This is a genomic window from Glutamicibacter sp. BS14 (assembly GCF_056934375.1).
Genome location: NZ_CM167801.1, coordinates 448995 through 475266, shown reverse-complemented (window position 1 = coordinate 475266; position 26272 = coordinate 448995). Strand labels below are relative to the sequence as shown.

General features: G+C 61.3%; 23 protein-coding genes and 3 rRNA genes. 19 read left to right on the top strand and 7 right to left on the bottom strand.

The window, feature by feature from the left end:
- Positions 1-4: 4 nt before the first annotated feature.
- From AC1Z36_RS02285 to AC1Z36_RS02270, 4 genes are all read right to left on the bottom strand, one after another.
- Positions 5-607 (bottom strand): hypothetical protein, encoded by a 603-nt coding sequence (locus AC1Z36_RS02285; protein ID WP_105662174.1) that lies wholly within the window; start codon positions 605-607, stop codon positions 5-7.
- Between the two features lie 112 nt (positions 608-719).
- Positions 720-1379: a membrane protein YczE gene (gene yczE / locus AC1Z36_RS02280; RefSeq protein ID WP_105658636.1), complete on the bottom strand. Its 660-nt coding sequence runs from the start codon at positions 1377-1379 to the stop codon at positions 720-722.
- A 179-nt stretch (positions 1380-1558) separates the two neighbouring features.
- Positions 1559-1780 carry a hypothetical protein gene (locus tag AC1Z36_RS02275; protein WP_133833724.1) on the bottom strand — a complete coding sequence of 74 codons (222 nt, stop codon included), beginning with the start codon at positions 1778-1780 and terminating at the stop codon, positions 1559-1561.
- Between the two features lie 9 nt (positions 1781-1789).
- A complete protein-coding gene (locus AC1Z36_RS02270) occupies positions 1790-2413 on the bottom strand; it encodes a pyroglutamyl-peptidase I (RefSeq protein ID WP_483561610.1) in 624 nt (207 codons plus the stop codon).
- Between the two features lie 83 nt (positions 2414-2496).
- On the opposite strand from AC1Z36_RS02270, the gene AC1Z36_RS02265 reads away from it, so the two are divergent.
- Positions 2497-3705: a DNA recombination protein RmuC gene (locus AC1Z36_RS02265; protein WP_105662171.1), complete on the top strand. Its 1209-nt coding sequence runs from the start codon at positions 2497-2499 to the stop codon at positions 3703-3705.
- 100 nt (positions 3706-3805) lie between these two features.
- On the opposite strand, the gene AC1Z36_RS02260 is transcribed toward AC1Z36_RS02265, so the two are convergent.
- A complete protein-coding gene (locus AC1Z36_RS02260; protein ID WP_105658632.1) occupies positions 3806-4285 on the bottom strand; it encodes an inorganic diphosphatase in 480 nt (159 codons plus the stop codon).
- 97 nt (positions 4286-4382) lie between these two features.
- Between AC1Z36_RS02260 and dacB the strand changes: the two genes are divergently transcribed.
- The 13 genes from dacB (at position 4383) to panC (ending at position 16641) form a co-directional block, all read left to right on the top strand.
- Positions 4383-5747 (top strand): D-alanyl-D-alanine carboxypeptidase/D-alanyl-D-alanine endopeptidase, encoded by a 1365-nt coding sequence (gene dacB, locus AC1Z36_RS02255; protein ID WP_105662170.1) that lies wholly within the window; start codon positions 4383-4385, stop codon positions 5745-5747.
- Between the two features lie 18 nt (positions 5748-5765).
- Complete coding sequence (locus AC1Z36_RS02250) at positions 5766-6692, top strand: zinc-dependent metalloprotease (RefSeq protein WP_105662169.1); 927 nt, start codon at positions 5766-5768, stop codon at positions 6690-6692.
- Positions 6689-7615: a tRNA lysidine(34) synthetase TilS gene (gene tilS, locus AC1Z36_RS02245; RefSeq protein WP_286134349.1), complete on the top strand. Its 927-nt coding sequence runs from the start codon at positions 6689-6691 to the stop codon at positions 7613-7615. Before AC1Z36_RS02250 ends, tilS begins: the two co-directional genes overlap by 4 nt.
- Positions 7616-7679: 64 nt before the next feature.
- Complete coding sequence (gene hpt, locus AC1Z36_RS02240; protein WP_105658629.1) at positions 7680-8231, top strand: hypoxanthine phosphoribosyltransferase; 552 nt, start codon at positions 7680-7682, stop codon at positions 8229-8231.
- A gap of 107 nt (positions 8232-8338) precedes the next feature.
- Positions 8339-10264: an ATP-dependent zinc metalloprotease FtsH gene (ftsH, locus tag AC1Z36_RS02235; protein ID WP_402472122.1), complete on the top strand. Its 1926-nt coding sequence runs from the start codon at positions 8339-8341 to the stop codon at positions 10262-10264.
- A 9-nt stretch (positions 10265-10273) separates the two neighbouring features.
- Positions 10274-10852, top strand: coding sequence for a GTP cyclohydrolase I FolE (gene folE, locus AC1Z36_RS02230; RefSeq protein ID WP_286134348.1), 579 nt, complete (start codon positions 10274-10276; stop codon positions 10850-10852).
- Between the two features lie 8 nt (positions 10853-10860).
- Positions 10861-11763: a dihydropteroate synthase gene (folP, locus tag AC1Z36_RS02225; protein ID WP_332728474.1), complete on the top strand. Its 903-nt coding sequence runs from the start codon at positions 10861-10863 to the stop codon at positions 11761-11763.
- On the top strand, positions 11750-12592 hold the full coding sequence (gene folK, locus AC1Z36_RS02220) for a 2-amino-4-hydroxy-6-hydroxymethyldihydropteridine diphosphokinase (protein WP_166650737.1): 843 nt from the start codon (positions 11750-11752) through the stop codon (positions 12590-12592). The genes folP and folK overlap by 14 nt, the downstream gene beginning before the upstream one ends.
- The gene (locus tag AC1Z36_RS02215; protein ID WP_105658625.1) at positions 12580-13041 is read left to right on the top strand and encodes a DUF3180 domain-containing protein; all 462 of its coding nucleotides are present in this window, start codon (positions 12580-12582) and stop codon (positions 13039-13041) included. The genes folK and AC1Z36_RS02215 overlap by 13 nt, the downstream gene beginning before the upstream one ends.
- The gene (locus AC1Z36_RS02210) at positions 13010-13507 is read left to right on the top strand and encodes a PH domain-containing protein (protein WP_332487030.1); all 498 of its coding nucleotides are present in this window, start codon (positions 13010-13012) and stop codon (positions 13505-13507) included. Before AC1Z36_RS02215 ends, AC1Z36_RS02210 begins: the two co-directional genes overlap by 32 nt.
- Positions 13504-14901: a PH domain-containing protein gene (locus AC1Z36_RS02205; protein ID WP_181148927.1), complete on the top strand. Its 1398-nt coding sequence runs from the start codon at positions 13504-13506 to the stop codon at positions 14899-14901. The genes AC1Z36_RS02210 and AC1Z36_RS02205 overlap by 4 nt, the downstream gene beginning before the upstream one ends.
- A 2-nt stretch (positions 14902-14903) precedes the next feature.
- Positions 14904-15770 carry a Rossmann-like and DUF2520 domain-containing protein gene (locus AC1Z36_RS02200; RefSeq protein ID WP_332595340.1) on the top strand — a complete coding sequence of 289 codons (867 nt, stop codon included), beginning with the start codon at positions 14904-14906 and terminating at the stop codon, positions 15768-15770.
- A 4-nt stretch (positions 15771-15774) separates the two neighbouring features.
- Entirely contained in the window at positions 15775-16641 is an 867-nt protein-coding gene (gene panC, locus AC1Z36_RS02195) for a pantoate--beta-alanine ligase (protein WP_402696970.1), read from the top strand.
- Here the strand turns inward: panC and AC1Z36_RS02190 are convergent.
- Positions 16638-17591, bottom strand: coding sequence for an NAD(P)H-dependent flavin oxidoreductase (locus AC1Z36_RS02190; protein WP_105662165.1), 954 nt, complete (start codon positions 17589-17591; stop codon positions 16638-16640). The genes panC and AC1Z36_RS02190 overlap by 4 nt on opposite strands.
- Positions 17592-18038: 447 nt before the next feature.
- Here AC1Z36_RS02190 and AC1Z36_RS02185 point away from each other — a divergent pair.
- The 5 genes from AC1Z36_RS02185 to AC1Z36_RS02165 all read left to right on the top strand — a co-directional run bounded on the left by AC1Z36_RS02185 (position 18039) and on the right by AC1Z36_RS02165 (position 25452).
- A 16S ribosomal RNA gene (locus tag AC1Z36_RS02185) occupies positions 18039-19564 on the top strand.
- A gap of 598 nt (positions 19565-20162) precedes the next feature.
- Positions 20163-23294: ribosomal RNA gene (locus AC1Z36_RS02180) — 23S ribosomal RNA — on the top strand.
- Between the two features lie 158 nt (positions 23295-23452).
- Positions 23453-23569: ribosomal RNA gene (gene rrf / locus AC1Z36_RS02175) — 5S ribosomal RNA — on the top strand.
- The 16S, 23S and 5S rRNA genes sit together here, the layout of an rRNA operon.
- 489 nt (positions 23570-24058) lie before the next feature.
- Positions 24059-24259 carry a helix-turn-helix transcriptional regulator gene (locus tag AC1Z36_RS02170; protein ID WP_105662736.1) on the top strand — a complete coding sequence of 67 codons (201 nt, stop codon included), beginning with the start codon at positions 24059-24061 and terminating at the stop codon, positions 24257-24259.
- Positions 24256-25452, top strand: coding sequence for a type II toxin-antitoxin system HipA family toxin (locus tag AC1Z36_RS02165; RefSeq protein ID WP_133835120.1), 1197 nt, complete (start codon positions 24256-24258; stop codon positions 25450-25452). Before AC1Z36_RS02170 ends, AC1Z36_RS02165 begins: the two co-directional genes overlap by 4 nt.
- An 18-nt stretch (positions 25453-25470) precedes the next feature.
- Here the strand turns inward: AC1Z36_RS02165 and AC1Z36_RS02160 are convergent, their stop codons facing one another.
- Positions 25471-25914: a MepB family protein gene (locus tag AC1Z36_RS02160; protein WP_038993720.1), complete on the bottom strand. Its 444-nt coding sequence runs from the start codon at positions 25912-25914 to the stop codon at positions 25471-25473.
- Positions 25915-26272: the final 358 nt, after the last annotated feature.

Sequence of the window (26272 nt, the reverse complement as noted above, 5' to 3'; positions counted from 1 at the left end):
GAGTCTAGAGCTGGTCGGTGTATTCCAGCAGCCGGGCGATCGCTGCCCGCGCGCCCAGCTCGTCGTTGTAGCCCGAACGCACGATCGCCGCAGATACTGCCTGGGGAGTGATTCCCAGGATCCCGGCGACCGCTTTTTGCTGCCCGCGCACACCGGGAGTCAACAGGTCAACGACGGACCATTCGGCCTCGGTGCGGGTGCGGATCCACTGTCCGAGCATGCGCAGCAGGCCCTCGAGCTCGCCGTCCATCTCGTCATTGCCCGAGGAAACGCAGATCGGGACCCTTTCGCCGCGGTGGCTGGCCGCCTCCAGCGCGCCGAGCGCGCGCCGCGCCGCCCTGCCCTCGACCAGGTCGGCCTCTACGGGCACCGGCTCGTACAGGCTGCCGATGCCCAGCCCGATATTGCAGAAGTTCAGCCGTGCCACGCGCAGCAGCGCGTCGACGGCGGCATCGGGGTCACTGGGCACTCCGAGCAGCAGCTGCCCGCTGAGCGCGGTGAACGGCGCGTGGGTGTCGACTTGTTCCAGCTGGTGCCAGAGCTGCTCGCTGGCGGCGGCAACATCGGTGACCGAGCGGGGCCGGGGGCTGAGCGCAACGACAAACATGATTCAAGTATTGCGTGTGCAACCGGGTTTGTCGCGCACTGTGCGGCACTTGGCGGCTAACGGTGCTGCTCCAGCCTGATGCTGGTCCGCCGGCTGGCGGGATCAGGAGGAACTAGGACAGGGTGCTGCTGGGCGCGCCCTGCTGGGCGGGCAGCGCAACGGTCGTGTACTTGAAGAAGAACTGCGTAGCGGGGCCAATCAGCAGCGCATAAGCCACCGTGCCCACGCCCACCGGACCGCCGAGCAACCAGCCGATCCCCAGCACGCACACCTCGATAATGGTGCGCAGCAGGCGGATCGATTTGCCGGTGCGCAAATGCAGCCCGGTCATCAGGCCGTCGCGCGGGCCGGGGCCGAAATGGCAGCCGATGTACAGGGCGCCGCCAAGGCCATTGACGGCGATGGCGCCAACCAGGGTCAGGATCTGCCAGCCCAACCCGTGGACATCAGGGATGAGCCAGAGAAAGAAGTCCAGGCCAAGCCCGATGAGCAGCACATTGGCGACGGTGCCCAATCCTGGCCACTGCTTGAGCGGAATCCAGGCCAGCAGCACCACGACGCCGACGATGATCACTATCGTTCCCAGCGACAGCGGAATGTAGTTGGCCAGGCCCAGGTGAAGCACATCCCACGGATCCACGCCGAGCTGGGCGCGGATCAGCAGTGCCATGGCCAGCGCAAAAAGCATGAGGCCGATGAACAGATTTGCAAGACGCAGGGGGAGCTTTCCGGCACGCAGCTGATCGAGCGGAGTGAGATTATGCAGGGTCATGATGCTTCAAGGCTAGCCCTGCGCTGAACCCCGGCAGTAATCCCGCAAGTATCAGATGGTCACATTCCTAGTCCCAGTCCAGCCATGGTGCAGCGAGCCCCGAGACAACCAGGGCGAAAGCTCCGATGAAAAGAAAGCCGATGGCAAGCGAAAAAAGAACCATCCAGCGGGTGGGACTGCTATTCATTATCGGATCCAGGCTTTCGTTTCATCATGATCCCGGTCAAGCGGGCCACCGAGTAGACGGCGCCAAACAGGGGAATAGGCATGGCTAGGGCCAGCGGTATGGCGGTGCGCACACAGCGTTCGCGGAGGAACTGCACCAGCACAAAGAGCGTGCCCAGCGCCCACAGCACCAGAATGCCAACTTCCAGGCCGTCCAGTGCCATTACCGCTTCCATGAAAGCAGTCTATCCACCGGGGGCGAGGCTTCCCAGTATCGCAATGCCCAGGGCCGACGATAGCTGGCTCAGGTCCCCGGGCCGAGGTTGGCTGGCCGATGCGTCGGTTTCAGCACCAACCGTGGCTTGAACCCCTGGCGGGCGCAGTGCGGGAACATGGATGAACAATGCCGGGACCGGTTGGGAATACGCCAAATACGCAGTGTGGTTGCACACGAAACGCCCGGCATCCTCGGAGACCCTTGCCTCATAGCCTGCGGCGAGCAGGGCGCGGACGGCCGCTGCTGGATCAAGTGTGGCATCCAAGCGTCCCGGCGCATTCGCCTTGATGGCCGCTGACCGTGGCTGGGCGCCATCATTGTCGGGGATGCGGGCATCATCTTCGTTAAAAGCCCATCGCTCCGGCGTGATTGCATTCCGGCCGCAGGCTTCGCCGACGCAAATCAGCGCATCGGGCTGGTGCTTCGCCAAGAGCGATTCGAGTGCTTTGCCGGAGGCCGCGAAGGACACCGGAAGCATGGCGGTGAGGACCTGATGCTCGCCCAGCTGCCTGGGAAGGCTGGAAACGGCTTCCTGGCTGGCATTGAATTCGTCGTTGCCGAACGGCTCGAAACCGGTGACCAAAATATGCATGGACCCATTATGGGCCCAAACTGTCGGTGTCCGCTGATAGGACTGAGGCAATGGTCCGCTCGACAGTTCTTGGTTAGGTGCTCATGGTAATCGCGGTTTTTGTACTCGTCATCCTGAATATTCTGGCAACGGCATGTATTGCCTTGCTGCTGGTGCGCAGGACATCCGGCTCTGATGGCACCCAGATCCAGGACTCGGTGCGTGCTGCTAATGCGGAGCTCCGGCAGGAACTGGGGACCCAGCGCACCGAACTGCGCCAGGGGATGGGCGAAGTGCGTACCGAGATCGACGCCAAGCTGACCGCGATGGCAGAAGCCAATGCGAACCGCCATCTGCAGGTCCAGGGGCTGCTCCAGCAGGAAATGGAGAAACTGCGCTCGGGCAATGAAGCCAAACTCGAGAAGATGCGCGAGACGGTGGACGAGAAGCTCCAGGGGACCTTGGAGAAGCGGCTGGGCGAATCCTTTGAACTGGTCAGCAAGCGGCTGGAAATGGTGCAGAAGGGGCTGGGGGAAATGCAGAGCCTGGCCCAGGATGTCGGCGGGCTGAAACGCGTGCTCACCAACGTGAAGAGCCGTGGTTCATGGGGCGAAGTGCAGCTTTCGCGCCAGCTGGAAGACATCCTCACCGCAGAGCAGTACGAGCAGAACGTGGCGGTCGTGCCCGGCAGCCGCGAGGTCGTGGAGTTCGCGGTGATCCTGCCCGGGCGGGATGCCGGAACGATCTATCTGCCAATCGACTCCAAGCTGCCGCAAGAGGACTACGAGCGCCTGCTCGATGCCCAGGAGCACGGCGACAAGGCCGTCATCGCCGCTGCGGGCAAGGCGCTGGACCGGGCGATCCTTGAGCAGGCCAAGCTGATCTCCAGCAAGTACATCGCCCCGCCGTACAGCACCGACTTCGCCATCATGTACTTGCCCACCGAGGGGCTGTTCGCCGAGGTTGTGCGCAGCCCGGGGCTGGCCAGCAAGCTGCAGGCCGAGCACCGGGTGCTGGTCACGGGGCCGACCACCCTGATGAGCCTGCTGAACTCCTTGCAAATGGGTTTCCGGACACTGGCCATTGAGAAGCGCAGCAGTGAGGTGTGGCAGGTGCTCTCGGCGGCCAAGGAAGAGTTCCGCAAGTACGGAGATGTCTGGGACAAGCTGGGCAAGCAGCTGGCCACGGCGCAGAACACGGTGCGCGATGCCGGTACCCGGACCCGTGCGGTGGAGCGGAAACTCAAGGACGTGCAGACCCTGGAAGTTTCCGCGCAGGAAGATGTGCTCAGCGGAATGCTGCCTGAAGCCTAGCGCCGGGCAAGTCCGGGTCTCCGGCAGTGAACCGGCAGCAAAAGCAATGGCGGCGACCCCGATTCGGGGGTCGCCGCCATGTTCGGCTTGAGCCTAGTGGCTAGGCCTTGAAACGCTCGATGGAGCGAGCCAGCTCGGCTTCGGCAGCCTCGCGGCCTTCCCAACCCTCGGCCTTGACCCACTTGCCTGGTTCCAGGTCCTTGTAGCGGGTGAAGAAGTGCTCGATCTCCTTGATCAGCCATTCGTCGATGTCTTCAAGTTCCTTGATGTGGTCAAAGCGCTTGTCGGCAGGAACGCACAGCAGCTTGGCATCGCCACCGCCATCGTCGGTCATGTTGAATACGCCAATTGGGCGTGCTTCGACAACAACACCTGGGATCAGGTCAACACCCGGGATGAAGACCATGGCGTCCAATGGATCGCCATCTTCGCCCAGAGTATCGTCGAAGTAGCCGTAGTGGGTTGGGTACTGCATCGAGGTGAACAGCACGCGATCCAGGCGCAGGCGGTGGGTCTCGTGGTCGATCTCGTACTTGACGCGCGATCCGGTGGGGATCTCGATGGTCACGTCGTGGCTCATGAAAAGCACACTCCTAAACTAGTCTTAGGGATATCCGCTAATAAGGGTATCGCCCCATTGCGCCTGATGGATAAAACTGCGAGAGGAATGTAACCATATGAACACTGCCGCCCGACGCGCTATTACGCTGGGGGTGGCGATTGTTGCCATGGTTGCAGTGATTGCCGCGATGCTGCTGGCCCCGCGATTCTTCACCGGAGAGCCCGAGGCTTTCTACACCCCGGCCAGCGCGCAGCTGGCCGATAAATCCCCAGTCGCCGTGCGGGACCTGGACCCCAACGCCGCGCAACCGGACCCCGGGATCCTCGCCGCGAAGCTGGATGGCATCCTGGCGGACAAGCCCGACCGGACGTCCTTCAACGCCCAGGTGGTCGACGTGGCCACGGGCACAGTCCTGTATGACAGGAACTCCGAAATAAATGGCACCCCGGCCTCCAGCCTGAAGGTAGTCACCGCCATCGCGGCCCTCGATGCCCTCGGCGGCGACACCCAGCTGTCCACCAGCGTGCTGCTCGATGGCGGCACATTGATCCTGCGCGGCGGGGGAGATGTGCTGCTGGGCGACGGGGAATCGGACCCGGCGCACCCCAAGGGCTATGCAGGACTGGCAACCCTGGCCAAGCAGACCGCCGAAGAACTTGAAAAGCGCGGCATCAGCGAGGTCAAGCTGTGGCTGGACGACTCGCTGTTCGGCGATGCGCACAGCAACCCCGCCTGGGACAAGTCGCTGTTCACCTCCAATAACATTGGCCAGGTCTACCCGATTGCGCACTACGCCGGGCGTGCCGGGGAAAGCACCAGCACCGCCTACCAGTCCGACCCGGCCGGGCAGGTCCGCAAGGTCTTCGCCCAAGCCCTGGGCGAGCGGGTCAAGGTGGATGAGGGTGGCCGCGGCCCCTATGCGGGGGGCGAGCAGATCACCGAAGTGAAGTCCGCACCGCTGCGCGATGTCATCAAGCACATGCTGCTGGTTTCGGATAACTACATTGCCGAATCCATGGGCCGCCTGGTGGCGCTGGACCGCCAGATGCCCGGGGAACAGGCAGGGGCCGCCGTCGCTGCTGTGGCCCAGGCCCATGGGGCTGCTGGACACACGCTCGTGGACACCAGCGGCCTGGCTGCCAGGAACCGGATTTCGCCCGCGGCGCTGACCGCGGTACTGCGCTCGGCCGCCACCAGCAAGAAGCCGGAATTGCGCGAGGTCGTCTACTCGCTGCCGGTCGCCGGCTACAACGGCACCTTGATGAACCGCCTGGGCGGTGCCGGAACACTTGGCCTGGTCCGCGCCAAGACCGGCTCGCTCACCGGCGTGGCCACGCTGACGGGCATGGCCATGACCGAAGACGGGCGCCTGCTCGCCTTCTCGATCTATGCCGATCAGCCCAACGGAACACTCGCACCCCACAAGCCAACCATTGACTCTGCTGTCACCGCCATCCGTGGCTGTGGCTGCCGGAGCTGAACGCCGCAGGAGCAGCAAATGAACCAGTTCGTCGATTGGAAGCTGGCGGCCAAGGCCGCGAAAACCCTGATGCCCGCCGGGCCGGGGATCCAGGCCCAGGATGCCGCACGGATCATCGAGGAACTGCGCATCGCCGCCGGCGAAGGCCTGGTGGAGGCCGAGAAGGTTTCCAAGCTGGCTGCTTCCGCGCCCTCGCAGACCCTGGTGGTGGACCGGTCCGGCTGGGCCAAGGCCGTCAGCCAGAATTTCGCGGCCCTGCTCCCGGCAGCGCGCCAGGACGTCCCCGGTGTGGTCCCCTTGATTGCCGGCGCAGAACTTGGCGCGGTGCTCTCGGTGCTGGGCACCCGGGTGCTGGGCCAGTTCGACCCATTCGTCGGCCCGCGCCTGCTGCTCAACGCCCCGACCATCACCCAGATCCGCGGCGAGCTGAATGTGAACGCCCGCGACTTCTACCTGTGGATCGCCACCCACGAGCAGACCCACCGCCTGCAATTCGAGCACGCTGCCTGGATCCCCGGGGTCATGAAGCAGACCCTGGCCGAGGCCTTCGAGCCGCTGGCCGGCACCACCCACTCCATGGGCGAACTGGGTGAACGCCTGAAATCCATGAAGTCCGAGGTCAGCGAACTGACCAGCATCATGTCGGTGCTCGAAGGCCACGCCATGGTCGTGATGAACGATGTCACCTCGATCCGCAGCATCAAGACCATCCGCCGCCGCTTCGAAGCCCGTGGCGAGAACCGTTCGGCCCTGGCGATCCTGCTGGGCAAGCTGCTGGGATTGGATGCCAAGGCGCTGCAGTACAAACGCGGGGCAAAATTCGTGCGGCATATCGTCGACGCGATCGGCTACGAGGGCTTCAACGAAATCTTCACCGCCCGCGAGATGTTCCCGAGCGCCGGGGAACTCGATGACCCGGAACGCTGGCTGGCCCGCACCCGATGAGCCGCGCCCTTCACCTTGCCCGCGCCGCCATCAGTGCCAGCAGCGCGCCCGGGCTGAACCTGATCGGGGTTTCCGGCGGTGCCGACTCGCTAGCCCTGGCCATTGCCGCGGCGACGCTGCCCGCTTCCTTCGGCGCCGTGGTTATCGATCACGGCCTGCAGCCCGGCAGCGCCCAGGCGGCCGAACGAGCCGCCGGGCAATGCCGCGAGCTGGGATTGGACCCGGTGGCGGTGCTCCAGGTCGAGACCTCGGATGACGAGGCTTCGGCCCGCACGGCCAGGTACCAGGCCTTTGAAGCAGCCCTGCAGCAGTTCAACGCGCAGGCATTGATGCTCGCCCACACCCGCGACGACCAGGCCGAGCAGGTGCTGCTGGGGCTGCTGCGCGGATCGGGAACCCGCTCGCTGGCCGGCATCCCTGCCCGGCGCGGAGCCTACCGGCGCCCCCTGCTGGAACTGTCCCGGGCGCAAACCGAGGAAATCTGCCGGCAGGCGGGGCTTGGCTACTGGGAAGATCCGAGCAACGCGGACACCGGGTACAAGCGCAACCTCATCCGCCATAGGATCCTGCCCTTCTTGCGCGAGGAACTTGGCGAGCATGTTCCCGAAGCGCTGGCGCGCACCGCCAGCCTGGCCGCCGCCGACGCCCAAGCCCTCGACGAATGGGCCCAAGCGGCCAAGGACGAGCACGGGTTGGCGATCCCGGACCTGGCCAAGCTGCCGGTGGCCATCAGCTCGCGAGTATTGCGCCTGGCCGCCATGGAAGCCGGGGCCAGGAATGTGGGCCATGAGCGAACGGCGGCGCTGTGCGCGCTGGCCGGGCTCGGCGTCCCCAAGTCCAAATCAGCTGGTCCTGTGCAGCTGGATGGCAGGATCAGCGCCTTCCGGCGGCAATCGGTGATCGTTTTCACCACAACCGGCTAAACAACCTTCCGCTAAATGTGGCACTCTAGGTAAGTACCACACCTCTAGAATCAGGAGAATTCTCGTGGATTCCAATGCAGTCAAAGCCGATCTTGCGCACGTTCTGTACACCAAGGAAGAAATCCAGGCCCGCGTGGAAGAACTTGCCGCGCAGATCGACAAGGATTACGAAGGCCGCGACATCCTCGTGGTAGGTGTGCTCAAGGGCGCCGTGATGATCATGGCTGACCTGGTTCGCGCACTGAACTCCCACCTGACCATGGACTGGATGGCAGTGTCCTCCTACGGTTCGGGTACCCAGTCCTCCGGTGTGGTGCGCATCCTCAAGGACCTGGATTCCGACCTCATGGGCAAGCACGTGCTGATCGTCGAGGACATCATCGATTCCGGCCTGACCTTGTCCTGGCTGAAGTCCAACCTGGAATCCCGCGGCCCGGCCTCGGTGGAAATCTGCACCCTGCTGCGCAAGCCGGAAGCAGCCAAGGTGGAAATCGACGTCAAGTACGTCGGCATGGACATCCCGAACGAATTCGTGGTGGGCTACGGCCTGGACTTCGCGGAAAAGTACCGCAACCTTGATTGCGTGGGCACCTTGGCCCCGCATATTTACCAGTAGGGAACTTTTCTCGCCAATGGGGCGTTGAGAAATATCGAAGGTGGCGTGACCCGGACGCCAGAGCAGTGCGTGAGGGGGATGCGCCAGGCGCGGGGCCTGTCGGATCAATGAAAACGAAGAAGCTTTTTAACAGCTGGATCATTTGGGTCCTGGTCGGCGTAGTCGCCGTGGTGTTGTTCCTGCCGATGGTCTTCGGCAATAACTCGGCCAAGGTGGACACTTCCGTAGGCCTGCACCAGCTCACCAGCGGCAATGTCACCGAAGCGAAGATGTTCGACGGCGACCAGCGCGTGGATCTGAAGCTGCGCGACTCGCTGAAGGTCGATGGCGTGGACAAGGGCACCTCGGTGAGCTTCTACTACTCCACCGCCCGTGCCGAACTGGTGGTCGATGAGATCAACAAGGCCAACCTGGGCAAGTTCACCGACCAGCCGGTGGAAAGCAACTGGCTGCTGTCGATGCTCGGGATCATCATCCCGTTCCTGCTGATCGCCGGCATCTTCTGGTTCATCCTCGCCCGCTCCCAAGGCGGCGGCTCCAAGGTCATGCAGTTCGGCAAGTCCAAGGCGAAGCTGATCACCAAGGACATGCCGCAGGTGACCTTCAAGGATGTCGCCGGCGCCGACGAGGCCGTGGAGGAACTCCACGAAATCAAGGAATTCCTTCAGGAACCAGCCAAATTCCAGGCCCTGGGCGCGAAGATCCCCAAGGGCGTGCTGCTCTACGGCCCTCCGGGCACCGGCAAGACCCTGCTGGCCAAGGCCGTAGCCGGCGAGGCGGCGGTACCGTTCTACTCGATCTCCGGTTCGGACTTCGTGGAGATGTTCGTCGGCGTGGGCGCCTCGCGCGTTCGCGACTTGTTCGAGCAGGCAAAGACCAACTCCCCGGCGATCATCTTCGTTGACGAAATCGACGCCGTCGGCCGCCATCGCGGCGCCGGCATCGGCGGCGGCAACGATGAGCGCGAGCAGACCCTGAACCAGCTGCTGGTGGAGATGGACGGCTTCGACGCCACCACCAACGTCATCCTGATTGCCGCGACCAACCGCCCCGACGTGCTGGACCCGGCGCTGCTGCGCCCGGGCCGCTTCGACCGCCAGATCCCGGTGGAGGCACCGGATCTGAAGGGCCGCGAGCAGATCCTGGCCGTGCACGTGAAGGGCAAGCCGATGGATGCCACCGTGGACCTGAACGCCGTCGCGAAGAAGACCCCGGGCTACACCGGTGCCGACTTGGCCAACGTGCTCAACGAGGCCGCGCTGCTCACCGCCCGCTCCAACGCGAACCTGATCGACGACCGCGCCCTGGACGAGGCCATCGACCGCGTCATGGCCGGCCCGCAGAAGCGCACCCGCCTGATGGACGAGCACGAGCGCAAGGTCACCGCCTACCACGAGGGCGGCCACGCGCTGGTGGCCGCGGCCATGAACCAGACCGCACCGGTCACCAAGATCACCATCCTGCCGCGCGGCCGCGCGCTGGGCTACACCATGGTGGTTCCCGAATCCGACAAGTACTCGGTCACCCGCAACGAGCTGCTGGACCAGATGGCCTACGCCATGGGCGGGCGCGTCGCCGAGGAGATCGTCTTCCACGATCCGTCCACCGGTGCCAGCAACGACATCGAGAAGGCCACCGCCACCGCGCGCAAGATGGTCACCGAATACGGCATGAGCGAGAAAGTGGGCGCCGTGCGCCTGGCCGGCTCGGCTGCCGAGCAGGGCATGGGCACCGCCTCCCGCGACTTCTCCGACGAAATGGCCCACCTGGTGGACCAGGAAGTGCGCGAGCTGATCGAGCAGGCGCACAACGACGCCTACCAGGCGCTGATGGCCAACCGCCATGTGCTCGACCGCTTGGCCCTGGCGCTGCTGGAGCGCGAGACGCTGAACCAGAAGGAGATCGCCGAGATCTTCTCCGACCTGGTGAAGCGCGACAAGCGCGAAGTCTGGCTGAGCAACGAGGCCCGTCCGGTGCACCACGAGGGCCCGATATTAAGCCCCAAGGAGCGCGCAGCTTCCTCGACCGACTAGGATCGAAGCGTGAGTGAACTACAAGAGATTGATCAGCCGCGGATCGCGGCAGCCGTGCGCGAGATCCTGGAAGCCATTGGCGAGGATCCCGACCGCGACGGCCTGGTAGACACCCCGAAGCGGGTGGCCAAGGCCTATGCGGAGTTCTTCGCCGGCTTGCACCAGAAAGCGGCAGACCACTTGTCCACCACCTTCGACATCGAGCACGATGAGATGGTGCTGGTCAAGGACATCCCGTTCTACTCGACCTGCGAGCACCACCTGGTGCCCTTCTACGGTTCGGCGCATATCGGCTACATCCCGGGCAAGGGCGGCAAGGTCACCGGCCTGTCCAAGCTGGCCCGGCTGGTCGAGGTGTACGCCCGCCGCCCGCAGGTCCAGGAGCGCCTGACCACCCAGATCGTTGATGCCCTCGTGGAGCACCTGAACCCCTCCGGTGCGATCGTCGTCGTTGAATGCGAGCACATGTGCATGTCCATGCGCGGGGTGCAGAAGCCCGGCGCGAAGACCGTGACCAGTGCGGTGCGCGGGCAGCTGCGGGAAACCGCCACCCGTGCCGAAGCCATGAGCCTGATCCTCGGAAAGTAGGAACCCCCATGTCGCTTGGAGCGATCCCGGGCACCGGCCCGAACACCAGCCCATTGCCGGTGATCCGCAAGTCCAGCAAGAAGACCATGGCCGACCTGCCAACCGGCCGCACCCTGGTCATGGGCATCCTGAACGTCACCGAGGACTCCTTCTCGGATGGCGGGAAGTACCTGTCCGCCGATGCCGCGATCGACCAGGGCCTGAAGCTGCTGTACTCGGGTGCCGACATCATCGACGTGGGCGGCGAATCCACCCGCCCGGGCGCCACGAACGTGGATCCTGCCCTGGAGCGCGAGCGCATCATCCCGGTCATCGAAGCCCTGGTGAAGGCCGGCGCGGTGATCTCCGTGGACACCATGCATGTCTCCACCGCCCGCGCGGCCATCGCCGCCGGCGCGCACCTCATCAACGACGTTTCCGGCCTGACCTATGAGCCGGGCATGCCGGAGCTGATCGCGGAAACCGGCGTCCCCTACGTATTGATGCACCGCCGCGGCACCGCGCAGGACATGGTTTCCGAGGCCAACTACCAGGACGTGGTCACCGAGGTCATCGCAGAATTGCGCATGCTGCGCGATGAATTCGTCGCCAAGGGCGTGGCCCCGGAGCAGATCATCATCGATCCGGGACTGGGCTTCGCCAAGGATGCGCAGCACAACTGGGCGCTGCTGGCCAACGTCCCTGCCATCGAGGAGCTGGGCCACCGGGTGCTGATCGGCACCAGCCGCAAGCGCTTCCTGGGCGAACTGCTGGCCGAAGGCTCCAAGAGCCGCGCGCCGATGGAACGCGATTCCGCGACCGCCGCGACCACCGTGCTGGGCGCCCGCGACAAGGTCTGGGCAGTGCGCGTGCACGATGTCACCGGCAACCGCGACGCCATTGAAGTCGTGCAGGCCTATGGATCGCATTAGCATCTACGGAATTTCGGCCACCGGCTACCATGGCGTTTTCGACCATGAGAAGCGCGACGGCCAGGAATTCATCATTGACGTGGTGCTGCACGTGGATATCTCACGTGCGGCAGCCAGCGACAATGTTCTTGACACGGTGCACTACGGCGAAGTCAGCGAGCTGGTAGTCCAGCAGATCCAGGCCGGCCCGTGGGACCTGATCGAGAAGCTGGGCAGCGAAATCGCCGAGGCGATCCTCGCCGCCTACCCGGGCGTGTTCACCATCGACGTGGTGGTGCACAAGCCGCAGGCTCCAATCCCGGTACCGTTCACCGATGTCACCATCTCGCTGACGCGGCACCAGAAGCAGCACACCGCGATCATCGCGTTGGGCGCCAACCTGGGTGATCCGCAGGCTACCCTGGCCGCCGCGGTGCAGGACCTCGGCGCAGAAGTCGAGCTGCTCAAGGTTTCCCCGCTGGCCATCACCAAGCCGGTAGGCGGTCCGCCGGAACAGCCCGATTACACCAACCAGGTCGTCCAGGTGCGTACCCGGCTGGCCCCGCATGAGCTGCTGGATCTGTGCCAGTGGATAGAAGCCAAGCACCACCGCACCCGCGAGGTGCGCTGGGAAGCGCGCACGCTGGATCTGGACCTGATCGCCTACGACCAGCTGAACCTGGATGATGAGCGGCTGACCCTGCCTCATCCGCGCGCCGCGATCCGCGGCTTCGTGCTGGCCCCGTGGAGCTGGATGGATCCGGACGCGGTGCTGAACGGGCAACTGGTTTCCCGTTTGGCCGCCGAAGCTGCCGATACGAAGGACATCATCCGGCTATGGCCAAGCTGAAGCTGCGCTGGCTGCTCTGGTGTGCCGGGCTCGGGGCCGTGGCCGGCTGGATCGCGTTGCGCCTGCTCACCGCGGCAGGCAGGTACGCGCCGGTGCTGGACTACTCCGCCCTGTACTCGCTGGGCGCAGTCTGCGCGGTGATCCTGTTCCTGGGGATCCGCGTGAAGCGCTCCACCTTGGGCAAATCGGACTTCGAGCCGATCGCCGCAGCTCGTACCCTGGTTCTGGCCCAGGCCTCGGCGTATGCCGGTGCGGTGATTGCCGGTTGGCATGTTCCGGCCATCATCACCCTCTGGGCGGCCACGGGGATCACCCCCACCCTGACCCGCGGCCTGGTGCTGACTGGTGCTGGTGTCCTCATGGTGATTATTGGGTATATTGTTCAGCAACTGTGCAAACTACCTCCAGAGGATACCGATGGCAACAGCGACTCCGTGGTCACCGAATAACTTCACCCCAGCCCACCGGGACTACGCCAAGGTCAAGTTCACCACCTGGGCGATCACCTGGGGCCTGTTCCTGCTGGCGGCCCTGGTCCCTGCCGTGCTGGCAGTCACCGGCGTCGGCATCCCGCTGTGGCTGGTGCTTTCCCCGGTCCTGCTGGTGCTGGCGATCGCGTTGCCGGCATTGCGCATCATCCGCCGCCAGGTCGCCGCACTGGGCTATCTCGAACGCGAAGAAGACTTCATCGTCCGCTCCGGGGTGATGTGGCGCAAGCAGGTGGTCATTCCCTACGGCCGCATGCAATACGTCGAGGTCAACAGCGGGCCGCTGGAGCGCCGCTATGGGTTATGCCAGCTGACGCTGAACACCGCCGGCAGCGCTGCCACCGCGCACGTCTACGGGTTGCCCGAGGGCGAAGGGCAGGCCCTGCGCGAACGGCTCGTGGCCGCCGGCGAAGAGAAAATGCTATGAGCCAGGCCGAAGAACTGGCCACCGGAGACAGTGCCGAGCCATGGCAGCGGGTGCATCCAGCCAGCCCGTTCGTCCACGGCTGGCTGGCCATCATCGGCCTGGGCTACATCTACTGGCAGAACACCGACGACCTGTCCTGGGCGGAGCGCTTCTCCGGCACCAGGCTGATGTGGACCGTCGCGGGCGCCGGCATCGCACTGGCCGTGGTGCTCATCTTCTACTTCCTTTCCTGGTACTTCACCCGCTACAAGCTCACCAGCACCCACGTGTACGTGAATTCCGGGATGCTATTCCGCAGCCAGAAGCAGGCGCGCATCGACAAGGTACAAGGCATAGACATTGCCCAGCCACTGGTAGCCCGGCTGCTGGGTCTCGCCGAACTGCGCTTTGACGTGGCCGATTCCTCCGAGTCGGTGCTGCGCCTTTCCTTCCTGCGCAAGGCCGATGCCCACGCGCTGCGCGTGGTCATCCTGGAGCGGGCCCGCGGCGAAGAACCTGCCGCTGCCCAAGAAAGCGGCTCCCACGACGCGGCGGATCGCGCGGCAGCCCAGCCGCAGGCCGCCGCGGACGCATTGCCGCTGATGGCCAACGTGCCCATTGGGCGCCTGATTGGCTCCATGTTCCTGCAATTGCCGGTGATGTTCGGGGTGCTCGCATGCCTGGCGATGCTGGTGCTTTGGCTTGCCGGGGTCGACGGAATCATCGCGGCCCTGGTCCCCGCGGCCTTGGCCTTCGGCAGCTTCTACTACAAGCAGCTGAACCAGGGCTGGAACTTCACCGCCAGCGCCTCGGACACCGGCATGCGCATCAGCTACGGGCTGGCTGACACCCGCCAGCACTCCATTCCTGCCGGCCGCGTCCAGGCCATTTCGGTGACGGCACCCTTCTTCTGGCGGATGCTGGGCTGGTACAAGGTGGAAGTCAACGTGCTGGGCACCAAGAGCGATGACGCGGATAACCTGCAGGTGCTCCCGGTGGGCGACTTCGAGTCGGTCGCCCGGATCATGGGGATCCTGCTGCCGGATCTTGGCGTCGCCAACCAGCGCGAGGTGCTGGCCACCGCGGTGAGCACCGGATGCGAACACGGTTTCACCGGCTCCCCGGAACGCGCCAAGCCGCTATCGCCCGGGGCATGGAAGCACCAGGCGTTCCTGGCCACCGGCACCACGGTGATTTCCCGGTATGGCTGGCTGGCCCGGCAGGCCAGCTTCGTGCCGCATAACCGGGTGCAGGGCATGAGCTGGGGCCAGGGACCATGGGAGCAAGGACGTAAACTGGCCGGTGTCCGCTTGCACTGTGCCGGCGGAAATATCATCGGATACCTGCATCAAATTGATGCGGACACCGCAGCAGAATTTATTCGGGCGCAAACCCGGCGCCTGGTTGAAAGGTAGAAGTGGACGCACCACGCTTGGGAATCGGCATCATCTCCGCCGGCAAGGTAGGCACCGTGCTTGGTGCGGCGCTGGCAGCCAGCGGACACCGGATCACCGGAATCCACGCCGTCTCGGAGGATTCGCGCGATCGCGCCGACGCCTTGCTGCCCGGCGTGGAACTGCTGGACCCAGCAGAAATCCTGCGCCGCAGCGAACTGGTGCTCTTTGCGGTACCCGACGACGTGCTCGGCGAACTGGTGTCCGGACTGGCAGCGGGCGGCCATATCGCCGCCGGGCAGTTGATCGCGCACACCGCCGGGCGGTACGGCACCTCGATCCTGCAACCGGCCTTGGATGCTGGCGCCTTTGGACTGGCAATCCACCCGGCCATGACCTTCACCGGCATGAGCATGGACCTCCAGCGCCTGACCGACTGCGTCTTCGCGGTCACCGCGGACGAGGCCATCCTCCCGGTAGCCCAGGCGCTGGTGGTGGAAATGCGCGGGGAGCCGGTGGTGATCGCCGAGCAGGATCGTGCCAGCTACCACGCGGCCCTGGCCCATGCGGCAAACCACCTGAACACCATCACGGCGCAATCGGCGGACATCCTGCGCCGGATCGGCGTGGAAGAACCATCCAATACCCTGCGCGCCCTGATGTACGCGAGCCTGGATAATGCCCTGCGTTCCGGCGCGGGCGCACTGACCGGCCCGGTAGCACGAGGCGATAGCGGAACGGTCACCGCGCACCTGCAGGCGCTGGCCGACGCCCCGGCGGAAACCAACAATTCCTATCGGAGCCTCTCGCGCGCTACCGCGCTGCGCGCCGCAGAACGCGGACTGATCTCCCAAGGCACGCTGGAAGAGCTTCTGCGAGTTCTAGAATAGAAGCGTGAAAACCCCGAAGATTGTAAAGACCCGTGCCGAGCTGAAGGCTGCTATTGCCGCAGCTAACCCGGGATCGCTGGGCTTCGTGCCCACTATGGGAGCCCTGCACCGCGGACATGCTTCGCTGTTCAAGGCCGCCCGCGCAGAAAACGAACTGGTAGTCATCTCCGTATTCGTCAATGAGCTGCAGTTCAACGATGCCAGCGACTACGCCAACTATCCGCGCCAGCTTGACGCTGATGTGCAGCTGGCCGCGGCCGCCGGCGTCGATCTTGTCTTTGCCCCGGACGCTTCCGAGATCTACCATGCCGGCCTTCCGCTGGTGAAGTTGAGCTCCGGCGCGCTGGGCGAAATGTATGAAGGCGCCTCGCGTCCAGGCCACTTCGATGGCATGCTGGCCGTAGTCGCCAAGCTGCTGCACTTGACCGACCCGCGTCGGGGCGAATACCGCGCCTACTTCGGCCAGAAGGATGCCCAGCAGCTGATGCTGATCCGCCGCATGGTTGCCGACCTGGACTATCCGGTAGAACTGCGTGCGGTGCCGATCGTGCGCAGCCCGAAAGGCCTGGCGCTTTCCAGCCGCAATGCATTGCTCAGCGAGGAAGAGAAGGAAGCAGCCTTGGTGCTGCACCGTTCGATCCAGCTGGTTGCCGACCGTGCGGCACACAATGAACCGCTGTACATCGAGGATGCCATCGGCATGTACCAGATGGCCCCGCTGGTGGAGCTGGACTACTTCGCCGTCGTTGACCCGGATACCCTGCAGGAACTGGCATTCAACTGCCAGGACACCCCCTTCACCGGCGAGGGCTTGATCCTTGTCGCGGCGAAGGTGGGCAACGTCCGTCTGATCGACAACCAGCCGATCTAGGCAAAGCGTCGAGCAGCCTGCCCGAGGACCTGGCGGAAGCCGCACAGCTCCTGCATGATTTCGGCGGCGGGCTGCTCGGCGCCAACGAACTGCACTGCCTCACCGGCATAGACCGGGGCTATGTCCGTCAGCGCTTCGGAGCGGGCCTGATCCATCTGCTCGCGCAGCGCATCGTTCGGCTCCCAGCTGGAAAGATCCGCGTGCTTGTCGCTGAACTCATTGCGCAGCGCCCGTCCGCCGAACTCGGGCGCCCATGGCAATTGCTGGGCGAGATCGAAGGCGCGGGTATAGATAGTGTCATCCAGGCCCGCATTGCGTGCTGCGCTCTTCATGTTCCCGTGCCCGCTGGACTCTGCTGCCGAGAGGAAACGGGTCCCGATCCAGGCAGCTTCCGCGCCAGCTGACAGCACCGCGGCGATACCTCGCGCAGTGCCGATGCCTCCGGCCGCCACCACAGGCTTCTGGTGCTGGGCGGTTGCCAGCTGCAGCAGCGGCAGAGTTCCGGCTTCATTGCGGCCATGTCCGCCACCTTCTGCGCCACGGGCAATGATGATGTCGATGTCATCAGCCATCGCGCGTTCCAGATCTGCCGCATTGCCTACCTGCATGGCGGTCAGAACTCCAGCCTCATGGGCTACCGCCGCGGCCCGGGTGACATCGCCGAAGCTCAAGGTCACCAACGAGGGCCCGAACTCCAAGAAGGCCTCTAGCGGGGAGAGATCCGTTTCCAACGCCCAGGCCATGAAGCCGACGCCCCATGGAGTACTCAGGGATTCAACGAATTGCGTTTGCTGTTCAATCCAGTCAGCTGTGGGAGTTGCAGGCGAACCGATCATCCCTACACCTCCCGCGTGGGAAACAGCTGCAGCCAAGGCGCCGCCAGCCGCGCCAGCCATAGATGCATTGAAGATGGGTTCACGGTATCCAAGGAGTCTTTGCAGGTCGCTCATGAGCCCAGACTAGAACAGCGAAATGAATGTGACCTAGAACGCGGCCCCTCGATTTGTAAGTGCCCAAGAACCTGTGTATAGTTTTTATCTGTTGCCGGAACGGAAACAACACGGAATCTACCGATTGTTTACCCGGCAGCCAATCACTTTTCACTGAAGGTTTTCCGCCGATTTTGATCGGATCAGGAAGTCTGGTAACTTGGAAAAGTTGCTCCGGAGCGAAGCAGTCATCGAAGGATTGGTGGTTGTGGTGTCGAGAGTGTTTGTTGTTTGAGAACTCAATAGTGTGCCAAGTTTGTTGATACCGAATATTTTTATTTGGTGAATACATAACATTTGCTTGAGGCATTGCACCCCCGTGCAGTGTTCTTGAGTGTTTTATTATTCGCCAGGACTTCATTGGCTTCGCCCTTATTTTCCAAGGGGTTGCCGGTGGCTTTTTATTTTTTTATGGAGAGTTTGATCCTGGCTCAGGATGAACGCTGGCGGCGTGCTTAACACATGCAAGTCGAACGATGAAGCCCAGCTTGCTGGGTGGATTAGTGGCGAACGGGTGAGTAACACGTGAGTAACCTGCCCCCGACTCTGGGATAAGCCCGGGAAACTGGGTCTAATACCGGATATTACCTTTGACCGCATGGTTGTTGGTGGAAAGATTTATCGGTGGGGGATGGACTCGCGGCCTATCAGCTTGTTGGTGAGGTAATGGCTCACCAAGGCGACGACGGGTAGCCGGCCTGAGAGGGTGACCGGCCACACTGGGACTGAGACACGGCCCAGACTCCTACGGGAGGCAGCAGTGGGGAATATTGCACAATGGGCGAAAGCCTGATGCAGCGACGCCGCGTGAGGGATGACGGCCTTCGGGTTGTAAACCTCTTTCAGTAGGGAAGAAGCGAAAGTGACGGTACCTGCAGAAGAAGCGCCGGCTAACTACGTGCCAGCAGCCGCGGTAATACGTAGGGCGCAAGCGTTATCCGGATTTATTGGGCGTAAAGAGCTCGTAGGCGGTTTGTCGCGTCTGCCGTGAAAGTCCGAGGCTCAACCTCGGATCTGCGGTGGGTACGGGCAGACTAGAGTGATGTAGGGGAGACTGGAATTCCTGGTGTAGCGGTGAAATGCGCAGATATCAGGAGGAACACCGATGGCGAAGGCAGGTCTCTGGGCATTTACTGACGCTGAGGAGCGAAAGCATGGGGAGCGAACAGGATTAGATACCCTGGTAGTCCATGCCGTAAACGTTGGGCACTAGGTGTGGGGGACATTCCACGTTTTCCGCGCCGTAGCTAACGCATTAAGTGCCCCGCCTGGGGAGTACGGCCGCAAGGCTAAAACTCAAAGGAATTGACGGGGGCCCGCACAAGCGGCGGAGCATGCGGATTAATTCGATGCAACGCGAAGAACCTTACCAAGGCTTGACATGTGCCAGACCGCCTCAGAGATGGGGTTTCCCTTCGGGGCTGGTTCACAGGTGGTGCATGGTTGTCGTCAGCTCGTGTCGTGAGATGTTGGGTTAAGTCCCGCAACGAGCGCAACCCTCGTTCCATGTTGCCAGCACGTAAAGGTGGGGACTCATGGGAGACTGCCGGGGTCAACTCGGAGGAAGGTGGGGATGACGTCAAATCATCATGCCCCTTATGTCTTGGGCTTCACGCATGCTACAATGGCCGGTACAATGGGTTGCGATACTGTGAGGTGGAGCTAATCCCTAAAAGCCGGTCTCAGTTCGGATTGGGGTCTGCAACTCGACCCCATGAAGTCGGAGTCGCTAGTAATCGCAGATCAGCAACGCTGCGGTGAATACGTTCCCGGGCCTTGTACACACCGCCCGTCAAGTCACGAAAGTTGGTAACACCCGAAGCCGATGGCCTAACCACCTTGTGTGGGGGGAGTCGTCGAAGGTGGGACTGGCGATTGGGACTAAGTCGTAACAAGGTAGCCGTACCGGAAGGTGCGGCTGGATCACCTCCTTTCTAAGGAGCTAACCATTATTGGTTGCCCATGCTGGACACGAGTGTTGTCCGGGTGGGTTGCTCATGGGTGGAATATCAATGGACTCAATACCGGAAAACGTGCTGGCTGATGCTGGTGCGGGGTATTGGCTGTGGCCGCGTGGTGCTTGGGCATCTGCTAGTACGCATTGCAGGGGGTTTTCTTCTTGCGGTGCTGGAATGCGGTGTGTGGGTGTTGCGTGGTTTGTATGGTTTGGCATGCTGTTGGGTTTTGAGGCAACAAGCCTCCTTTCCTGGTGAATGGTTGCTGGGGTTCTTCCTGTGGGGAGGGTCCTGGTGGTGTTCGCTTGGGTGAGGGGTTCTTGGTGTTTCGGTGTTTGTCCTGTGTTTGCTGCAAGGATGTCCTGTTGGATTGATGCTGGCCTTTGGTTGGTGTTGGTTTTGGGGTGTTGTTGCGGGGGTGCGGGGTTGTTGTTTGGGAACTGTATAGTGAACGCGAGCATCTTGCAGATGAGATGAGCTGGGTAGTCCTTTTCCTTGGATTGCCTGGTGTTGGAGTCTTGTCTGCGTGATTTTGTTAGATTGTTTTATTGCTCATATCTTTTGACTTTGATGTTGTGTTGAAGTTTTTAAGGGCGCACGGTGGATGCCTTGGCATCAAGAGCCGATGAAGGACGTGGGAATCTGCGATAAGCCTGGTGGAGTCGATAACCGGACGTTGAGACCAGGATTTCCGAATGGGGGAACCCCGCACCATGTTATGTGGTGTGACCTGCAGCTGAATGTATAGGCTGTGTGGAGGGAACGCGGGGAAGTGAAACATCTCAGTACCCGCAGGAAGAGAAAACAACAGTGATTCCGTTAGTAGTGGCGAGCGAACGCGGATGGGGCTAAACCGGTTGGTGTGTGATAGCGGATAGGCGTTGCATCACCGGGGTTGTGGGGTCGGCATGTACCAGCGCTATCTTGCTGGTGGGATGAGGTGCAGGCGTATAGGTGAATCGGTTGGAATGCCGGACCATAGAGGGTGATAGTCCCGTAGGTGTAATGCGTGTCTGCCGTTCTAGTGTTGATACCCGAGTAGCACGGGGCCCGTGAAACCTTGTGTGAATCTGCCAGGACCACCTGGTAAGCCTGAATACTACTTGATGACCGATAGTGAATCAGTACCGTGAGGGAATGGTGAAAAGTACCCCGGGAGGGGAGTGAAATAGTACCTGAAACCGTGCGCTTACAATCCGTTAGAGCTGGGGACTTGTTCCCTGGTGATGGCGTGCCTTTTGAAGAATGAGCCTGCGAGTTAGTGTTACGTCGCGAGGTTAACCCGTGTGGGGAAGCCGTAGCGAAAGCGAGTCTGAATAGGGCGTTTGAGTGGCGTGATCTAGACCCGAAGCGAAGTGATCTACCCATGGCCAGGTTGAAGCGCGTGTAAGAGCGTGTGGAGGACCGAACCCACTTCAGTTGAAAATGGAGGGGATGAGCTGTGGGTAGGGGTGAAAGGCCAATCAAACTTCGTGATAGCTGGTTCTCCCCGAAATGCATTTAGGTGCAGCGTTGCGTGTTTCTTGCTGGAGGTAGAGCTACTGGATAGGCGATGGGCCCTACAAGGTTACTGACCTTAGCCAAACTCCGAATGCCGGCAAGTGAGAGCGCAGCAGTGAGACTGTGGGGGATAAGCTTCATAGTCGAGAGGGAAACAGCCCAGAACGCCAACTAAGGCCCCTAAGCGTGTGCTAAGTGGAAAAGGATGTGGAGTTGCTGTGACAACCAGGAGGTTGGCTTAGAAGCAGCCACCCTTGAAAGAGTGCGTAATAGCTCACTGGTCAAGTGATTCCGCGCCGATAATGTAGCGGGGCTCAAGCACACCGCCGAAGTTGCGTCATTCAAATATTAACCTGGTTTCGATTGGGTGTTTGGATGGGTAGGGGAGCGTCGTGTGGACGGTGAAGTCGCGGTGTAAACCAGCGGTGGAGGCCACACGAGTGAGAATGCAGGCATGAGTAGCGAATGACGGGTGAGAAACCCGTCCGCCGAATGATCAAGGGTTCCAGGGTTAAGCTAATCTGCCCTGGGTTAGTCGGGACCTAAGGCGAGGCCGACAGGCGTAGTCGATGGACAACGGGTTGATATTCCCGTACCGGCGAAGGACCGCCCATACTGAGCTGTGGATGCTAACCATGATTGACGCTAGCTGTTGGTGCCTTCGGGTATCTTGCTGGTTGATGTGGTGGGAACCGATGCAGTGAGGTCAGCGTATTAACAGGTGTGACGCAGGAAGGTAGCCGAGCCAGGCAATGGAATTGACCTGGTCCAAGGGTGTAGGAAGAGTGGTTGGCAAATCCGCCGCTCATGTTTCTGAGACCTGATAGGCGCCCCGTTTTCGGGGTGATTCGGTGATCCTATGCTGCCTAGAAAAGCATCGGCGCGAGGTCCAAGTCCGCCCGTACCCCAAACCGACACAGGTGATCAGGTAGAGAATACTAAGGCGATCGAGAGAATCATGGTTAAGGAACTCGGCAAAATGCCCCCGTAACTTCGGAAGAAGGGGGGCCTGCCCCGTGATGAGAACTTGCTTCTCTGATGCGGGTGTGGGCCGCAGAGACCAGGGGGAAGCGACTGTTTACTAAAAACACAGGTCCGTGCGAAGTCGCAAGACGATGTATACGGACTGACTCCTGCCCGGTGCTGGAAGGTTAAGAGGACTGGTTAGCAGTAATGCGAAGCTGAGAATTTAAGCCCCAGTAAACGGCGGTGGTAACTATAACCATCCTAAGGTAGCGAAATTCCTTGTCGGGTAAGTTCCGACCTGCACGAATGGAGTAACGACTTCCCCGCTGTCTCAACCATGAACTCGGCGAAATTGCAGTACGAGTAAAGATGCTCGTTACGCGCAGCAGGACGGAAAGACCCCGAGACCTTTACTATAGTTTGGTATTGGTGTTCGGTGCAGCTTGTGTAGGATAGGTGGGAGACTGTGAAGCTTGGACGCTAGTTCAGGTGGAGTCATCGTTGAAATACCACTCTGGCTGTACCGGTCACCTAACTTCGGACCATGATCTGGTTCAGGGACAGTGCCTGATGGGTAGTTTAACTGGGGCGGTTGCCTCCTAAAATGTAACGGAGGCGCCCAAAGGTTCCCTCAGCCTGGTTGGCAATCAGGTGTCGAGTGTAAGTGCACAAGGGAGCTTGACTGTGAGAGTGACAGCTCGAGCAGGGACGAAAGTCGGGACTAGTGATCCGGCGGCACCTCGTGGAAGGGCCGTCGCTCAACGGATAAAAGGTACCTCGGGGATAACAGGCTGATCTTGCCCAAGAGTCCATATCGACGGCATGGTTTGGCACCTCGATGTCGGCTCGTCGCATCCTGGGGCTGGAGTAGGTCCCAAGGGTTGGGCTGTTCGCCCATTAAAGCGGTACGCGAGCTGGGTTTAGAACGTCGTGAGACAGTTCGGTCCCTATCCGCTGCGCGCGTTGGAAATTTGAGAAGGGCTGTCCTTAGTACGAGAGGACCGGGACGGACGAACCTCTGGTGTGTCAGTTGTACTGCCAAGTGCATCGCTGATTAGCTACGTTTGGAAGGGATAACCGCTGAAAGCATCTAAGCGGGAAGCCTGCTTCGAGATGAGATTTCCATGCACCTTGAGTGTGAGAGGCCCCCAGCTAGACCACTGGGTTGATAGGCAGGATGTGGAAGCAAGGACTAAAGACTTGTGTAGCTGACCTGTACTAATAGGCCGATGACTTTCAACACACAATAAAACAATATTTGAACTGATGATTTCAATGCTGTTCGCGTTCACTATGCGGTTACGAGACAACAACCTCTAACCAGCAAATACGGATACAAGACTTTGTAGCACCGGAAAACACTGACCAGGAAACGTTTTGGTTTGTGTGCTTCGTGATTGTTACGGCGGTCATAGCGTGGGGGAAACGCCCGGTCCCATACCGAACCCGGAAGCTAAGGCCCACTGCGCCGATGGTACTGCACTCGTGAGGGTGTGGGAGAGTAGGTCACCGCCGGACTTAACTTGAGTAGATGGTTTGAGGCCCTGGTACCGTTTGGTGCCGGGGCCTCACCTGTTTAACGGGAAGGGGAGGGGGAATTGGGCAGCTGGTGCTGCTTGGTTCCTCCTCCCCTCCTGCTTTAACGAGCTTGAGTGCTGGTCGCTAGCGCAGACCGCTCAAGGAACGACCAGGCAGGCATGGGGTTGTGAATGCAGCCATGGCTAAGCTGTGTCCCGATGTCGGACGCGCTTGAAGCGACTAAGCAGACGGCGTGGCCCTGGACCTCCGCGGCTCACTACGGGAGAGAACGCCCGCTCCGTTGCAGGTGCTTTATCCGATGGGTTCCGGTCCGCCAATCGGCAAGATCCTGCCTTTTGATGCCTCTGACAATCGATTGCTTGCACCTGGCTATCATTTCGGTAACTTGTTGCCGATTCTTGCTCCATGCTGAATGATAGTGAGCAGAATGTCGCCAATCGGCGAAATGCTGCCGGAAGAGGATCCTTCATGAATTCAGTGACTGAGCTAGGGGCCGAATTGCAGCGCGTTAGAAAACAGAATGGCCTGACGCAGGAACAGCTGGCTGAATTAGCTGGCATCTCCGAACGTACGCTGCGCTCCATAGAACGAGGGGCGGGAAACCCCTCCATTGAAGCGGTGCTCTCCGTCGCAAATGTACTCGGCCTTCGAATTCGCGTGGCCAAATGAAGCCGCAACTCCAAGAGCTCAAGCTTGTTACCAAGGCTGACGTCTACTGCAACGAAAACCTCGCCGGCACTCTAGCCAGACAGTCCGACGGAAGCGTGGCCTTCAGCTATAACAAGGACTACCTTGCACATGGTGGCGCGGGCATTGCGACATCTTTGCCAGCTTCTCCGGAGGCATACGTTGGGCCTGGGGGCGCGTTGCCATCGTTCTTCTCGGGACTATTGCCCGAAGGCCATCGCCTGACCGTTCTCAAGGACGCAACTAAGACCAGCATCTCTGACGAGTTGACTCTGCTGATGGCAGTGGGCGCCGATACTCCAGGCAATGTACGCGTTGTTCCGGAAGGATCAGCACTGGAGCAAACCCCCGTGGTTGCTGAATTCAGCAGCACGGCCGAACTCGACTTCTCGGTCCTCGCGCGCACCTTGGACCGCCACTCGATCCCCGGCGTGCAAGACAAGATCAGCGCAACCATGCTGACAACACCAGTGGAGTTCAAGAACAGCGCCTATCTGCTCAAGCTTGATCCCCGGGATCATCCGCATTTGGTCGTTAATGAGGCGCAGCACCTGAAAGCAGCGCGATTGCTCAAACTTCCGGTCGCAAACAATCGGCTAGTACTGGATTCCACTGGGAGTCCGGGGCTGCTGGTCGAGAGGTTCGATCGCGAGGGTGTCGAGGGGGCGGATAGTCCCACGCGTTTGGCGTTGGAAGATGCCATGCAGGTATTGAACCTTCCGCCGGCAAGCAAGTATGCAGTGAGCACGGAACAAGCTATTGAAGCCTTAGCGCTGCAGTGCCAGGCTCCGGTGCTCGCCAGGCGCAATCTATACATGCAGTTCGTCTTTGCGTGGCTAACTGGCAACGGCGACTTGCATGGAAAGAACGTCTCGATTCTGGCGGACTTGCATGGACGGTTTAATGTAGCGCCCATCTACGACATCCCATGCACCCTGGTCTACGGCGATGACACCATGGCTTTGACTGTTGCCGGCAAGGCTAAGAATCTGAAGAAGAAGCACTGGGCGGAGCTTGCAAGGGTGCTCGGCTTGGCTGACCGGGCCACGCAGTCAGCGAACCAGTTGGCATTGAAAGCCGCATTGACTGTGGATCTCAGCGAGTTGCCTTTTGAAGGTTCACCTTTGCGTGGTGCGCAACGAGAACTCAGGTTCCGGCGCATGGAGCTGCAGTAGGCGTCTGAGCGGGACAAGTTAGTCTGCGAGCAACGTGAACGCAGGCAGCTGACTATTCTGGCTTTTCTTCGCTTGCCCCTTAAGGCCAGCCGTCCATGATGGATAGACGCGGAAACCGCGCTTGCCTGGAGCCGATGCTGAGGCGAAGACGCCCAGCTCCTCGAGGTGCTGTTGAGTAAAGCGGAAGACGCCGAAACAGCCGGCTTCCTCGATAAAGACCATAACTCCGCGCAGTCCCTCTTCGGATTCGTAGGGGGCAGTAGTCCCAGTTTCGTCCCGATGCCATATGGCTACGAACCCACCTGGCTTTGTTGGCGTGATCCTTGCGGTCCTGATCCGCCACCGCTGTCCGTCAAGCTCAGTTACCCCGGCTTGATAATCGCTCTGCTGTTCTTCGGGAGTCACCTCGCCATACGATTGCCCAGTGAGGTGGCAATAGCGTTCCAACGCCGTGAACTTCATAGACTTCATCCTGTATTCGGTAGATCATCAAGTGGAGTGGCAGCGATCGAAATATCGCTGCTATTCACCGTAGCCGAGGGTGGTGCTTACGTAGCACTGCAAGACCTGTATTGGGCCGGCATCAATGCCGACTGCTCTAGGTAGTCATTGCGCTGATGCCGCCTTGGCCGTCACGCGCATGGAACCTCCAGATGCATCGTTTCGCCATGTGCGTTCTCTTCTTGTGCCTTGCTCAGACGCACGCATGCGCCCGCATCGTCTAATCGGCTGATGTGGGCACAATTCATTGGGTTCGCGTATATGCGTACGCTTCTCAAGGGTTCAATAAACTCGCTAGGTACAGGCGCTGATGCTCTGT